Annotated in this window: 14 protein-coding genes and 1 pseudogene; 3 read left to right on the top strand and 12 right to left on the bottom strand. The window is 42.4% G+C overall.

Annotated features, from left to right (window positions below):
• Position 1 precedes the first annotated feature (1 nt).
• From QZ998_RS06060 to cysK, 11 genes are all read right to left on the bottom strand, one after another.
• On the bottom strand, positions 2-868 hold the full coding sequence (locus QZ998_RS06060) for a radical SAM protein (protein WP_296558886.1): 867 nt from the start codon (positions 866-868) through the stop codon (positions 2-4).
• Entirely contained in the window at positions 865-1,218 is a 354-nt protein-coding gene (locus QZ998_RS06055; protein ID WP_296558885.1) for a NifB/NifX family molybdenum-iron cluster-binding protein, read from the bottom strand. Before QZ998_RS06055 ends, QZ998_RS06060 begins: the two co-directional genes overlap by 4 nt.
• 191 nt (positions 1,219-1,409) lie before the next feature.
• Complete coding sequence (locus QZ998_RS06050) at positions 1,410-1,574, bottom strand: YezD family protein (protein WP_296558879.1); 165 nt, start codon at positions 1,572-1,574, stop codon at positions 1,410-1,412.
• Between the two features lie 228 nt (positions 1,575-1,802).
• Positions 1,803-3,488, bottom strand: a complete 1,686-nt coding sequence (locus tag QZ998_RS06045; protein ID WP_296558877.1) for an ASKHA domain-containing protein — start codon at positions 3,486-3,488, stop codon at positions 1,803-1,805.
• 5 nt (positions 3,489-3,493) lie between these two features.
• Positions 3,494-4,516 carry a uroporphyrinogen decarboxylase family protein gene (locus QZ998_RS06040; RefSeq protein WP_296558875.1) on the bottom strand — a complete coding sequence of 341 codons (1,023 nt, stop codon included), beginning with the start codon at positions 4,514-4,516 and terminating at the stop codon, positions 3,494-3,496.
• Between the two features lie 52 nt (positions 4,517-4,568).
• Positions 4,569-5,240, bottom strand: a complete 672-nt coding sequence (locus tag QZ998_RS06035) for a DUF1638 domain-containing protein (protein ID WP_186892907.1) — start codon at positions 5,238-5,240, stop codon at positions 4,569-4,571.
• A 1-nt stretch (position 5,241) separates the two neighbouring features.
• A complete protein-coding gene (locus QZ998_RS06030) occupies positions 5,242-6,198 on the bottom strand; it encodes a GTP-binding protein (protein WP_026393851.1) in 957 nt (318 codons plus the stop codon).
• A gap of 151 nt (positions 6,199-6,349) precedes the next feature.
• Positions 6,350-7,429, bottom strand: coding sequence for a uroporphyrinogen decarboxylase family protein (locus tag QZ998_RS06025; RefSeq protein WP_026393852.1), 1,080 nt, complete (start codon positions 7,427-7,429; stop codon positions 6,350-6,352).
• Positions 7,430-7,480: 51 nt separating this feature from the next.
• Complete coding sequence (locus tag QZ998_RS06020; RefSeq protein WP_026393853.1) at positions 7,481-8,146, bottom strand: corrinoid protein; 666 nt, start codon at positions 8,144-8,146, stop codon at positions 7,481-7,483.
• A 243-nt stretch (positions 8,147-8,389) separates the two neighbouring features.
• Positions 8,390-8,824 carry an Rrf2 family transcriptional regulator gene (locus QZ998_RS06015; RefSeq protein ID WP_026393854.1) on the bottom strand — a complete coding sequence of 145 codons (435 nt, stop codon included), beginning with the start codon at positions 8,822-8,824 and terminating at the stop codon, positions 8,390-8,392.
• On the bottom strand, positions 8,824-9,753 hold the full coding sequence (gene cysK, locus QZ998_RS06010; RefSeq protein WP_186892906.1) for a cysteine synthase A: 930 nt from the start codon (positions 9,751-9,753) through the stop codon (positions 8,824-8,826). The genes QZ998_RS06015 and cysK overlap by 1 nt, the downstream gene beginning before the upstream one ends.
• A gap of 277 nt (positions 9,754-10,030) precedes the next feature.
• Here cysK and QZ998_RS06005 point away from each other — a divergent pair, with 277 nt between their 5' ends.
• The 3 genes and pseudogenes from QZ998_RS06005 to QZ998_RS05995 all read left to right on the top strand — a co-directional run bounded on the left by QZ998_RS06005 (position 10,031) and on the right by QZ998_RS05995 (position 12,824).
• Complete coding sequence (locus QZ998_RS06005) at positions 10,031-11,155, top strand: cysteine desulfurase family protein (protein ID WP_296558869.1); 1,125 nt, start codon at positions 10,031-10,033, stop codon at positions 11,153-11,155.
• A 20-nt stretch (positions 11,156-11,175) separates the two neighbouring features.
• Positions 11,176-11,994, top strand: a pseudogene (locus QZ998_RS06000) (ATP-binding protein); the annotation flags it as partial.
• 71 nt (positions 11,995-12,065) lie between these two features.
• Positions 12,066-12,824 carry a tRNA threonylcarbamoyladenosine dehydratase gene (locus QZ998_RS05995; RefSeq protein ID WP_296558867.1) on the top strand — a complete coding sequence of 253 codons (759 nt, stop codon included), beginning with the start codon at positions 12,066-12,068 and terminating at the stop codon, positions 12,822-12,824.
• Here the strand turns inward: QZ998_RS05995 and QZ998_RS05990 are convergent.
• Positions 12,799-13,113 (bottom strand): hypothetical protein, encoded by a 315-nt coding sequence (locus QZ998_RS05990; RefSeq protein ID WP_296558866.1) that lies wholly within the window; start codon positions 13,111-13,113, stop codon positions 12,799-12,801. The genes QZ998_RS05995 and QZ998_RS05990 overlap by 26 nt on opposite strands.
• Positions 13,114-13,263 lie beyond the last annotated feature (150 nt).

Genomic DNA, 13,263 nt, shown 5'->3' with positions numbered 1-13,263 from the left:
ATCAGCCGTGAGAAAAGGTATCTTTCACTGCCAGCCGCTTCAGATAAATCTGATCGCCAAAGTCCTGACCGCCCGGAACACCAACCGCATCTGCCCGGCATCGTTGACAATGACGAAACACATCTATATAGCGTTCTGCCTCCTGTCTGGCTTCATCAATTTCAATGCATTGCGGTTCTCGACAATGTGATAACTGATGCTGGGGAATCAGTGGGATAATGTTATACATACTGGCTCGCGCTTCACTAACGGCCTTGGCAATATCCTTAATATGATGGCGGTTTATCTCGACGATTAAAACGGTATTAACCTTTACCACCACCCCGGCATCGGTCATTTTTTTAATCCCTGCCAATTGGTTTTCAATGAGAATCCTGGCAGCTTCTTCTCCTTCGTAGCGCTTACCATGATAGCGAATCCCGGAGATAATCTGAGCCTGGATCTGAGGATCTATCGCATTAACCGTTACTGTCAGGGTATCAATTCCCAGCTCAATCAACTCTTCGGCCCGTTCATTCAACAGTAAGCCGTTGGTACTCATGCATTTAAGAAGGTCTGGATAATGCTCTTTAATCAGACGAAAGGTTAGCATTGCCCCATCTGATGCCAAGGCATCCCCGGGACCGGCAATCCCGGCCACGGTAATCTCCGGGCACAGTTTCAGAGCTCTGCCAATCGACTCAGCTGCTTCTTCGGGTTTTAAAATGGTGGCTGCAACTCCCGGCCGATTCTCATAATCGTTTATCTTCCGATCACAGAACTTGCACTCAATATTGCAGGCCGGGCACACCGGCAAATGAATTCTGCCCTTATTTTTTTTTGCTCCAAAGCATGGATGTAATGATTTTATTTTGTTTAAATAGCTCATGCACCTTTCCTTTCAATCAAACCTTCGGTTTCTAGTTCCTTATAAAAAGCATACAGGCAATCTTTGAAAATCCCTCTGGTAATCTTTACCATAATGCCGTGATTTTTTAATTCCTTTTGAGCACCATGCCCGACCTGAACAGCTAGTAGATAGTCACAATCTGAAATAAGATCAACGGCGTTATACAATTCTCCATCATCGTGCTCACCGCCACTACAAAATGGTTTACCTGTACGAATTCCCAGAAATTTATAACCTTCGTTCATTATGTCAAAGATATAAAAATCTCTGGCCTGTCCAAAATGCTGATTGATTAATTTGCCATCTGAGCTTACCGCTGCAATTCTCATCTTTTCACCTCATAATAAATTAGCGTTTAACTTGTTTATACCTTGTTAAGCAGTGTCGTTTTATTCTTAGGAAAAACTCAATAAAAAAAGGCTCCAGAAAAAGATTACTCTTATTCTGGAACCTCCAGTTGACTGGTCAGTTCCACGACTTTATTATTTAATTAACCCGCTTGTTTGCCATGACTAAATTGTTACTTTAAACGAATCTTCTCGTTTTTTTCGATTTGAACAATCTTGCCGTCCTGGATGATCAAGGTAATAGATCCATATTGAATACACTCGATATAATCAATCAGCTTTTTTAAATCACGTTCCGAAATCTGAGTTACTTTTTGATTATCACTAGAATCTGACATCGTGACCTCCAGTCAATGCATTACTTTGTATTCCCATATGTTTTGTATGATATTATTTTAATCGCTTTATCTTTATAAGTCAACTCTTTTTTTTGCGAAACTTTCATTGTTTTCGTTTTCATAATTATTAGAGCTGTTAGCGAATAAAAAAACTGTCTCCATATACAATCCATTTACCTGATGTACATTGGAAACAGTTTCTATAACTGTACTATTTAATTCATCAGCTTAGGCACTCTTTTTGTCGAAAGACAAACAGTCCACAAAAATCCGATCAAAATTCTCCCCATTAGACAATTCAATGACCTCAATCTCGGTAACCAGGATTTCCATCTCATCGCGATATTTCTGATTCAGTAAAAATGCCAGTCCGCCGGATTTTGAAGTATTGCCAACAAAGTCAATTTTGCCTTCAAATTCTTTTGGCAGCAGCCCAATATTAATCAGACTCTTGGCGCGCAGATGAAAGCCAAATGAGCCAGCAATTTGAATCTCGTCAACCTCCTCGGGCTGCAGTTCTTTTGCGCCCATTAAAAACTCAATGCCAGCACGAACGGCACCTTTGGCAAGCTGCACCTGTCGGATATCTTTTTGCGAGAGATATACCCCACTGGCAACCTCAAAGGCAATTTTCCCATCGATTTTCACCAGTCTGTTTCTAAGGCTCTGTTTCAGCACGGCATTATCTGGAGACGCCAGTCTGCCCCGTTTGTCGATAACCTTATGAACCACCAGTTCACCCACAATATCTAGTAGACCGCTGCCACAGATCCCAATGGGTTCGCCATCTTCGATGGTTCCGATGTCAATCTCGCCGTTATCGTCAATTTCGAAATACTCGATCGCTCCTTTTTCGGCCCGCATTCCATAAGCGATATTCATCCCCTCAAATGCCGGTCCGGCGGCGGTGGAAGTCGCCGTTAATGTGCCATGATCAGACAAGACCATTTCACCATTGGTGCCGATATCGACAAATAAAGTAACCTGTTCTTTATCCTGTAGCCGGGTTGCCAAAACACCGGAGGTGATATCTGGCCCCACAAAGGAAGAAATAATCGGCGGCAGATAAATTGATCCCAGTGTGGAAATATCCAGAAGATGTTCTTTGTAACTTAAGCTACTTCCCCCGGTAATGGCTGGAGTATAGGGGTATTTACCCAGTGAATAAGGATTCACGTTAGCAGCCAGATGAATCATACAGGTATTCCCACTGAAAATCACTTCATAAATATGCTTTTGTTCAACACCAGTATGGCTGGCTGCTTTTTCAATCAGCTTGTTCAATTCCTTAATAATCATTGAGTACATCGAATCCAGACCTTTTTCATCAGAGGCAAATTTAATCCGCGATAAAACATCCTGGGCATGCAGGCTTTGGGGGTTTAGTGCTGAGACGGAGTGCAGTTCTTCACCGGTGTTAATATTAACCAGTGTTGCCACCAGCGTGGTGGTTCCGATGTCAACGACTACGCCATAATTCTGGGCTGCAGTATCCCCTTCTTCCTCACCTAAAATCTGGCCGCCGGCAGTTACAATAGTCTTGCCATTGCCGGTATATTCTTTTTTAATAAAACTATTGACGTCAATATCAAAGCTCTGACCATGGTTTAATATTTGTAGTGTTTTGTTACGGTTTTTAGCAACGGCCTTAACATCGACATGGCCAGTCACCTTAGTCTGACATGAAAGCACAAATCCCTGTTCTTTTTCCTCTTCTGGTAGTTGGTGTTTTCCGTATTCTTCCACATTTTTCAGACTTGCTGCGGAAATCTTAACCTTGCATTTTCCGCAAACCCCTTCAGAATTACAGGGTGATTCAATAACAATCCCCAACTCTTGGGCCGCTGCTAAAATCGTCGTGCCTTTTTCCACCAGAATAGCTTTGTTTTCGCCGATAAAATTTACTTTTACCATAATCGTTACGCCCCCTTTACCCGATTCGTCATTGCTGTTATATTCGCCAGTGGTGTAGAGGTACTGAGTCCACAAGCTGGCGCAATAATATCAATGCCATCCAATTTAAGTTTTTCGGTTTGTTTCGAAACTTTATCGGCTTCACCAAATTCCAGCAGATAGGTACTTAGGTTCCCCATGGTGGTTAATTCAGGATAGTCTTCTTTCAATTTTCGCAAGCTAATCGAAGAATCGGTACTGATCGCATCGGACTTAATTGCTGGCACAAATTTTCTAACCGCATTCATTTTTCCGCAAATGTGAACAATCACCGGGGTATTGGTTTCATGAATCGCATCGATGATTTTGTTGAGATAACGCACCGCATATTCATCAAACATCGCAGGTCCCAAGATTTCTCCGGTGGCAGTGGGATCAGCAATGGTAATCACACTGGCGCCGCCTTCCACCATCAGCTTAGCCAATTCAATGATATGATTGGTGGCATAATCAACCACCCGATGGGCTTCGGCAGGATTCTTCCGGAGTTCTTTTAAAAATGGAATCGGGTCAACCAGTGATGCGGCGCTACTAAGCGGCCCGGTGATACTACCAAATACCGGTATGTCTGAATATTCTTTTGATAACTGATAGGTTGCTTCAATAATCGCATTAACCCGCTTATTTTTTGCCATCGCGCCTAAGTCCTGATAAAGGACTTCTTTAACCGATGGAAACACTTCTTTTTGTATTTTTGGTTCACAGGCCAGGGTTCCATAATTAATTTCACTACCCAGTACCTCTGCTTCTACGGTCATGCAAAAGGGAATACCGAAGTTCTCAAAACCGGTGTTTTCCTGAACGTCATTGGCAATCTCTGCCATTAATTGACTATCGTGATGGCCATCCGGTAAGGTGTGGCCAGTTTTATTCATTACATCAACGATGGCTGAATTCATCATCCCACCGGGACAGATAACCGGTGCCCGATCAACAGATTCTTTATTTAAGGAACGGATGATCCGTTCCTTTGGGGTTAAATCATTCATCTAAAATTCCTCATTTCTTTTTATTTTCAGGCTTCTATAGTCTTTTGAAATTTCACGTTCTTCCAGCATTTTTTGAAAAATACGCTTCTCTCATTTCCTGCCTTGGGAGCAGCGTTATGAAATTGGCTTCATCCCAGGGACCGGTTATAATTTTTTCAATAAAGCCGATTTCACCTTTAACTGTCTGATATTCGGCTTCAAACAGCTTTGCAATTTCTCGGGATTGCTCAATTACCTCTTCCTTGGGTTCTGCCGATGTTTCAATAAACAAAACTTTTTTATAGCCATCATACATTTTTTCCAGCATCCGCTTGGCTTTTTTTTCGCCCAAACGATCATAAATTCGGCGATAGTCTGCGAGAATGCTCTTTTCGGTAATCATCCAGCCATTGCTGAGATAAAAGGTTCCAATTTCACTCTGAAAATCGCAGGCTCTACAGGTATCTGAGCACATAAAGATCGAAATACAATCATGTACTCTGGGAATAATCAGTTCACTGGCTTTAGAAATCAAACCATTAGCTGCCCCACCACACAAACCAAAAGCCAGGATGATTTTTTGATAATTCTGGGAAGCATCAATAAGCCGTTGGAGCTCGACCTTTAGTTTCTGGGGGTATAAATGAAAGTCCATCGAGACAAATTCAAAATCCCGCTCCGGAATGGGCATCAATTTCTCTATTTCCGCCTGCATGACCTCACAGGCAATCACTTTGACGTTCATATCAGAAAACGGTGTCCAGAATGGCCTGATTCAGATCATGTCCAATTACGGTAATACGCCCGATTTCATCAGGTTCAGATGCCCTTATTTCCAGGGCATTGGGGACAAAATCAAACTCCACCCAATTGACCCCATCAATCTGAACCTTGCCCTTTGACCGGACTACTTTTCCAAAAATCGCCTCATCCTTCAAACTTTCAAAGATACTTTCTAATTGAGTTACCGGAAATATCTTTGGCGTTTCGATGCCCCAGCTTGTAAAAATATCATGATTATGATCGTCATCATCGTGATCGTGGTCATCATCGTCAAACTCCAGATCAAACGCACTTAAATCCTCGTCCCGGGAAATTTGTTGCCCATCCGCTTCAGAAAGCCCAATCAGTTCAATGCCACTCAAATCATCCCAGGGCGTGGTCACAATCGATGCCGTATCATTGATTTCCCGTATTTTCGAAACCACCTTGCCTAACTCCTCATCATCGACGTTCTGGGTACGACTTAGGAGAATGGTACTGGCGTGAATGATCTGATCCCCATAAAATTCACTGAACAGCTCGGTGAATTCCTCATACATGGTCACATCGACGGCGGCAATCACCAGATTGAGATGAATGTCATTATCTTCCTCAAGTATCTTGACAATTTTGACGATTTCCGACAGTTTACCGACCCCCGATGGTTCAATGATGATTCTTTCTGTTTCTTTCGATTTAATGATTTCTCGCAAAGTATTGGTAAAATCAATCACGGTAGAACAGCAGATACACCCGGCCTTGATTTCCTTTATTTCAATGTTGTATTTTTTTAGAAATGCCCCATCGATTGGAATTTCGCCAAACTCATTTTCAATCAGCGTTATTTTTTTTGAATACACATTTTCATCGATCAGCTTCTTTATTAATGTGGTTTTACCGGCACCAAAAAAACCAGAAAAAATATCAATTTGTATTGTCATACGATCACTTTCCTATCTGTTAATCATTGAACTAGTCATTTATAAACTCAATGACAACAATCTTGGTTAAATTGTTGTCATTGATCACTTGGATTTAATTCATTTTTATTGTTCTGTTGAATTTATTTTACTTCGACCTATTGTTTGGAAATTACTTTATCGACCAACGCCCGTATCGTCTGGAAGCTTCCACCATTGCTGCTGCATTTAGTAAATTACCATTGGGCGGGAACTCACAGCCAGAAGAAAGGATAAAGCCGGCATTGTGTTTTTTAAATAAATCCAGTTGCCTTTTGACATCTTCCAATACCTCATCGGCAGTAAATACGAGACCGGTTTCGGCGGGATCGGAATATCCGATGGTGATAATCTTATCACCCCAGGTTTTGGCATGTTCTTCCCAATCTTTGGCACCATGGGCCGGGTGAGCAACCGAGATCGCCACCGGATCAGACCACTTGATAACTTCTTCAAAATAAACACCACCACCGCAATTGTGGATGGCCACTGCTGAACCGGCCGCTCGAATCGCATCGGCAAGACGTTTTAGATATGGGCCTTCGAATTTTTCCCAGGTTGTGTTTCTCAAAACAGTTCCTGATGAATACAGGGGATCTATAACAATGGAATGGGCCCCCGCTTCAATCTGAGCAACAGCATACTCAATAAGAACATCGGTGATAACATCAACTGCCCCCAGAACTTCTTCTGGGTGTTTGATCAGATCCACAAACAGCTCCTTATGACCTCTAATTTGCGACAAAACCCCCAGCGGGCCATAGACAAATCCGAAGATGGCAACTTCATTGCCTTTTGCTTCTGATAAACCTCTGACCGTATCGACAACCTGCTTCATCCGTGTGGTCTCTCTCGGGTTAATTTTTTTGATCTTGTCGTATTCCCCAGCTGTTTTTATATACTGGTTGTTAAAATCAGGATAGGCGGTACTGAATTTAGGAAAAATTAGTTCCTGGCCGAAGTCAGCCGCTTCAACAGAAAGGTCGACCAGCAGCAAAAAGGCATCCTGACCGATTAGTTCCTGGGCTGCCAGGAGACTTTGGGTCGCAATTTCGGCATCCTGAGACCATTTATCATAACGTGATCCGATCACCCGATAGGAAGCGCCGCAGACCAGGGGAATCGCCGGAATCCGGTCAACTTCTTTTCGTTGCAGAGTCAGAACAACGCGTTCCAGTGATGTTATTTCTTCATTTCTTTGTATCAATGACATAGATGATTTCCTCCAATTTAATCGTCTTTGCGTATTTTTGTGAATTTTTTCTTAGAGCTCATTTCCATATGCGGCAACAATGTTGTTCGCCAATTTTACCGCTTCGGCAGCATTCTCTGCATAGCCATCGGCACCAATCTTGTCAGCATAGGATTGGGAAACCGGACCACCACCGATTAAGACCTTATAGTCTTCTCTTATTTTTTCTTCGACTAAAATTTCGACGACCTCGTTCATACCTTCCATGGTCGTTGTCATTAATGTTGAAATGAAAATGAATTCAGCTTGTTCTTCTTTAGCTCGTTCCACAAAAGTAGTTGGAGAAACATCACGTCCCAGATCCACAATATCATAGCCGCCGGTTTCCAGCATAATCTTTACCAGATTCTTTCCGATATCGTGGGTATCCCCTTCAATTACGCCAATGACGGCTTTTCGTTTGGTTTCGTGTGAGTTAATCTTAATATGGGGTTTTAGGATATTTAGACCCGAATACATGGCGTCCGAGCACATTAATAATTCGGGTACAAAGTATTCTTCTTCATCAAATAATTTTCCTGCCTGATTCATCCCAACGGTCAGTCCATTGACGATAGCTTCATAGGCATCAATTCCTTCAGCGATCACCTGATTACTGAGTTCAATGGTTAAATCCTCATCCATGTCTACAATTGACGCTGCCAGTTTGTCGAATAATTCCTGTTTGTTTAAAGACATTTAATAATTCCCTCCTTGATTAACATACATCTCCTATATGTTTGGTATGATTATTATATTAGATGCTTTTTCATTTGTCAATATTTTTTTACACTAAACTGATATGATTTCTTCTTTATGCAAAAAGACATGATTTGAAGCCTCTGCTTCAAATCATGTCTTTTTTTAAATTCATTCTTGATGATTAAACACTATAGCGCACCGCTCTTGAATTTACGAAATAACAAACCAAAATAAGCCGAATCAGATGTAATACTCACAGTTACCTTTTTCGTGATAGCGTCTTACCAGTTCGGCCAAGGTAATGTTATCCACTACCTGATCAATGGCATCTTTGATTTCCTGCCAGACATCTGCGGTGACATGACGGTCTGCTTGCTCATAAACTCCCGCTTCATCACTCAAAATAACCGGTGACAACTCACCTTCTAGTAACCGTACAATCATCCCCACGGTATAATCTTCCGGGGGACTGGCCAACTGATAACCGCCCTGAGAACCACGAACGCTGCGAACAAAGCCAGCTCGTGAAATCTGGGTAATGATCTGTTCCAAATATTTTTCTGAAATCTCCTGGCGCTCAGCAATCCGCTTAATGGGAATGTATTCCCCGGTGTTGTTAATCGCCAGGTCCAGCATTAAACGCAAGGCATACCTGCCCTTAGTGGAAATTTTCATTACTGAAACAAGCCCGTTGACAGATAACGTTCACCAGTGTCTGGCAATAGAACCACAATCGTTTTGCCTTTATTTTCTGGTCGTTTTGCCAATTCGGTAGCTGCGTAGATTGCTGCCCCGGAAGAAATTCCCACCAACAGTCCTTCGCGCCGTCCTACTTCCTTGGATGTCAGGAAAGCATTTTCATTGCTGACCTTAATGACTTCATCATATATCGAGGTATTAAGGACTCCGGGAACAAACCCGGCACCAATTCCCTGGATTTTATGTGGTCCAGGATTTCCGCCTGATAACACGGGAGAAGCCTCCGGCTCAACAGCAACGATTTTTACCCCGGGCTTCTTTTCTTTTAAAACTTCACCGACCCCGGTAATGGTTCCGCCGGTTCCGATTCCGGAGACAAAGATGTCCACTTCTCCATCGGTATCATTCCAAATTTCCACCGCCGTGGTTGTTCTATGAATCTCAGGATTCGCCGGATTTTCAAATTGTTGCGGTACAAACGCATTCGGTGTGCTTTCCGCCAATTCCTGAGCCTTGGCAATGGCACCCTTCATTCCCAGTGCGCCGGGGGTTAAAACCAGTTCAGCCCCTAAAGCTGAAACCAGGTTACGGCGTTCAATACTCATGGTTTCGGGCATCGTTAAGATTAAGCGGTACCCTTTTGCAGCGGCTACAAACGCCAGACCAACACCGGTATTCCCACTGGTCGGTTCAATAATCACCGAATCTTGATTGATCAGACCAGCTTTTTCAGCCGCATCAATCATGGCAAAACCGATTCGATCTTTAACAGAGGATAAAGGGTTAAAATACTCAAGTTTTGCAATTACTTTCGCTTCCAGGTTCAGGTTTTTTTCATAATTTACCAGCTCTAGAAGAGGAGTGTTTCCAATTAAGTCGGTCAGATTTTTTGCAATTTTTGACATCGTGATACCTCATTTCTTATAACATTTCATATTATTTCTATATGATTTATTATATTATCCATTCTTTTGCTTGTCAACTCTTTTTTCTTTTTTAACGCATTAGCTACTTTACTTAATACCCAAAGCAATCCTTAAAATTTGAAATCTTCATTTTATTACAAGTAATTCTATAGTATAATTAGGATATCAGCCTGGCGATTTCGCAATGATCTCCTGGGTATTTTTTATGAACCGCTACGTCATTATCACATGATTCGGTTTAGAACGGAGATAACACGTGATATATTTGGATTACGCCGCCGATACCCCAGTGAATGCCGAGGTCCTGGATCTGTTTTGTCGCATTAGCCAGAACGCTTTCGGCAACGCCAACGGCGCACATCTTTTGGGCAAAAATGGGAAACAGCTCATTGAAAATGCTACCATCAAAATAAAGAATCAATTAAACTGCTCAAATATGGAAATCATCTATACCTCTGGCGCTACCGAAGCTAATAACCTGGCCATTAAGGGTGTGGCCAGAAATTATCGTGAAAATGGTCGGCACCTCATCTCAACCTGTCTGGAGCATGCTTCTGTAAGCGGTAGCCTCAAGCAGCTTCAATCGATCGGCTATGAGGTTGATCTGGTAGCCATCAAAAAAGACGGCACCGTCGACCTTGATCATCTCAAAGAATTAATCCGGGCGGATACAATTCTGGTTTCGATCAACTATGTGGACAGTGAATTGGGGGTCTGTCAGCCAATTGAATCAATTTCGGCGATTGTTGCTGCTTATCCCAATTGTTTTTTTCATGTGGATGCCACTCAGGCTGTCGGGAAAATACCCGTTCATTTAGACCAGATCGATCTGGTTACCTTTTCACCCCACAAATTTTTCGGCCTGAATGGCATGGGCGTACTGCTAAAAAGCGACAGCCTGATCCTTGAACCACAGATCCATGGCGGCACCAGCACCAGTTATTATCGAAGCGGCACGCCTTTTACGGCAGGGGCCGGGGCAACAGCGCTGGCTCTTGAACTGTGCATGGCTGAACTGGAAGAACGGCTAGCCCAGGTTGCCTTAAAAAACGCCTGGTTAAAAAAGCAGTTGTCAATTTATCCGCTGGTTTCTTTCAACAGTACTGAGCATTCCATTCCCCACATTCTTAATCTCAGTGTCAAAGGCGTCAAGGCGCAAGCCTTTCAGGCTGCACTGAGTGATCAGGAAGTCTGCGTATCGACCAAATCAGCCTGTTCTACCGATAACACCCCCTCCCGCTCAGTTCTCGCGGTCACCGGAAGCCGGGATCTGGCCAGATCTTCCTGGCGGATCAGTCTCTGTCATTTAACCACTGACAGCGAATTGCAGGAGTTTATGGAAATATTTGATTTTTGTTATAAAAGTTTAACTAAAAAGTAGGAGTTATCATGGAACGTTATGAAGAAATAGAAAAAAGTTTAAAAAAGAAGTATCGCAGCAGTATCTGGTGCCGTTTTACCAGTGGCATCAATGAATATCAGCTGGTCAAGGAAGGGGATAAAATTGCGGTGTGCATCTCTGGAGGAAAAGACTCCATGCTGATGGCAAAGCTGTTTCAGGAACTGAAGAAACATAATAAATTCGAATTTGAATTGGTTTTTCTGGTAATGGATCCGGGCTATAACCCGATCAACCGGGAAATGATCAAAAAAAATCTGAAGCTGTTGAATATTGAAGCCACTATTTTCGAGTCGCAGATTTTTGATTCAGTGGCCGATATTGAAAAATCTCCCTGCTATCTCTGTGCCCGGATGCGTCGGGGCCATCTGTATCATCACGCCAAAGAATTGGGATGCAATAAAATCGCCCTGGGGCATCATTATGACGATGTCATCGAAACCATCCTGATGGGGATGCTTTACGGCGGCCAGATACAGACCATGATGCCCAAGCTAAAAAGCAGCAATTTTGAGAATATGGAATTAATCCGGCCGATGTACCTGATCCGGGAAGAGGCGATCATCAGCTGGAAATTACATAACGACCTGCAATTTATACAGTGTGCCTGCCGATTTACCGAAAATTGTATGATTTCTGACAATGAAGGCGGAGCCTCCAAGCGCCAGGAAATGAAAACGCTGCTAAAAAAATTCCGTCAAACCAGCCCTTACATCGAAAGCAATATTTTCAAAAGTGTGGAGAACGTCAATCTGAATACCATTATTTCATATAAACAAGATGGAATTAAACATCATTTTTTAGATGAATATGATAACTGACTCCCTAGTCGAACTAACTCTTTAATCGAACTAAAAAAATCTGAACCATAATATCTGAACGGAGAATTATAATGTTGAACCAATTTTCAAGAACTGAATTATTACTTGGCAAAGACATCATGGAAAAACTGGCGCAGTCAAGCGTTGCCATCTTTGGCATTGGCGGTGTGGGTAGTTATACTGCTGAAGCCCTTGCCCGCAGCGGCATCGGTAAATTTGATCTTATTGATGACGATAAGGTCTGTTTGACAAATATCAACCGACAGCTGATCGCCACCCGAAAAACCGTCGGCCAAAACAAGGTGGAGGTGATGAAACAACGGATTATGGATATCAATCCCAATGCTCAGGTCAATACTTATCAATGCTTTTTTTTACCTGAAAATGCCCATGAATTTGACTTCTCTTCCTATTCCTATGTGGTTGATGCCATCGATACGATTTCGGCCAAAATTGAGTTGGTGCTCCAAACCGAAAACACAAAAACACCCATCATCAGCTGTATGGGTGCCGGAAACAAATTAGATCCAACGCTTTTTAAGGTTTCTGATATCTTCAAAACAAGCATGTGTCCGGTCGCAAAAATCATGCGAAAAGAACTCAAAAAACGACGGATCAAGCATTTAAAAGTGGTGTTTTCAACCGAAGAACCGATTAAACAAATTGAAAATCTGGCCAACAATTGTAAATCCAATTGTATTTGCCCGCCGGGAACTGAAAGAAAATGTACCGATCGACGATCCATTCCCGGCAGCATTTCTTTTGTTCCATCAGTGGCGGGTCTAATTTTAGCAGGCGAAGTGATCAAGGATCTCGCTTTTTCAAACTAAGCCCTTCGGCTTGTATGGTCGCTCCAATCAAGTTTTTCTTAAGTTTAAAGTGCAGGATTGGTGCCGTAATCCTTGTGTTTTTGGAAATATACAGGGTAATGTCATTTTGCTCAAATAATTGAAATTTCTCCGTTTGATCCGGTTCGATCATATCTATCTCAACAATTTCAAAGGTTGGACAGCAGCCGCCTCCTGTGGTGTTGACCGATAACGTCAACACCTTTTTTCTTTTTTTGCGCATCCAGTTTAACACTGCATCATCAATTTTTATCGCAAAGTTATTATTCATCTTTCTCCTCCTCGTATAATATGTTTAGAACCATTACTTTACGGGTCTAAACATATTTATTTTTTATTGTTAATTGAGATATCCTAAGGCTAAATATCATTATAGAATGATTAGCGAAGGACAATTCTTGTTCTCCTTGCGACGCCTTAT

Source organism: uncultured Acetobacterium sp. (genome assembly GCF_927416815.1).
Classification (GTDB): domain Bacteria; phylum Bacillota; class Clostridia; order Eubacteriales; family Eubacteriaceae; genus Acetobacterium.
This window is presented reverse-complemented; position numbering and strand designations above follow the sequence as displayed.

Coding starts and splice junctions, on each gene's coding strand:
- QZ998_RS06060 (WP_296558886.1), bottom strand. CDS start 868: ATGAGCTATTTAAACAAAATAAAATCATTACATCCATGCTTTGGAGCA.
- QZ998_RS06055 (WP_296558885.1), bottom strand. CDS start 1,218: ATGAGAATTGCAGCGGTAAGCTCAGATGGCAAATTAATCAATCAGCAT.
- QZ998_RS06050 (WP_296558879.1), bottom strand. CDS start 1,574: ATGTCAGATTCTAGTGATAATCAAAAAGTAACTCAGATTTCGGAACGT.
- QZ998_RS06045 (WP_296558877.1), bottom strand. CDS start 3,488: ATGGTAAAAGTAAATTTTATCGGCGAAAACAAAGCTATTCTGGTGGAA.
- QZ998_RS06040 (WP_296558875.1), bottom strand. CDS start 4,516: ATGAATGATTTAACCCCAAAGGAACGGATCATCCGTTCCTTAAATAAA.
- QZ998_RS06035 (WP_186892907.1), bottom strand. CDS start 5,240: ATGAACGTCAAAGTGATTGCCTGTGAGGTCATGCAGGCGGAAATAGAG.
- QZ998_RS06030 (WP_026393851.1), bottom strand. CDS start 6,198: ATGACAATACAAATTGATATTTTTTCTGGTTTTTTTGGTGCCGGTAAA.
- QZ998_RS06025 (WP_026393852.1), bottom strand. CDS start 7,429: ATGTCATTGATACAAAGAAATGAAGAAATAACATCACTGGAACGCGTT.
- QZ998_RS06020 (WP_026393853.1), bottom strand. CDS start 8,146: ATGTCTTTAAACAAACAGGAATTATTCGACAAACTGGCAGCGTCAATT.
- QZ998_RS06015 (WP_026393854.1), bottom strand. CDS start 8,824: ATGAAAATTTCCACTAAGGGCAGGTATGCCTTGCGTTTAATGCTGGAC.
- cysK (WP_186892906.1), bottom strand. CDS start 9,753: ATGTCAAAAATTGCAAAAAATCTGACCGACTTAATTGGAAACACTCCT.
- QZ998_RS05995 (WP_296558867.1), top strand. CDS start 12,066: ATGTTGAACCAATTTTCAAGAACTGAATTATTACTTGGCAAAGACATC.
- QZ998_RS05990 (WP_296558866.1), bottom strand. CDS start 13,113: ATGAATAATAACTTTGCGATAAAAATTGATGATGCAGTGTTAAACTGG.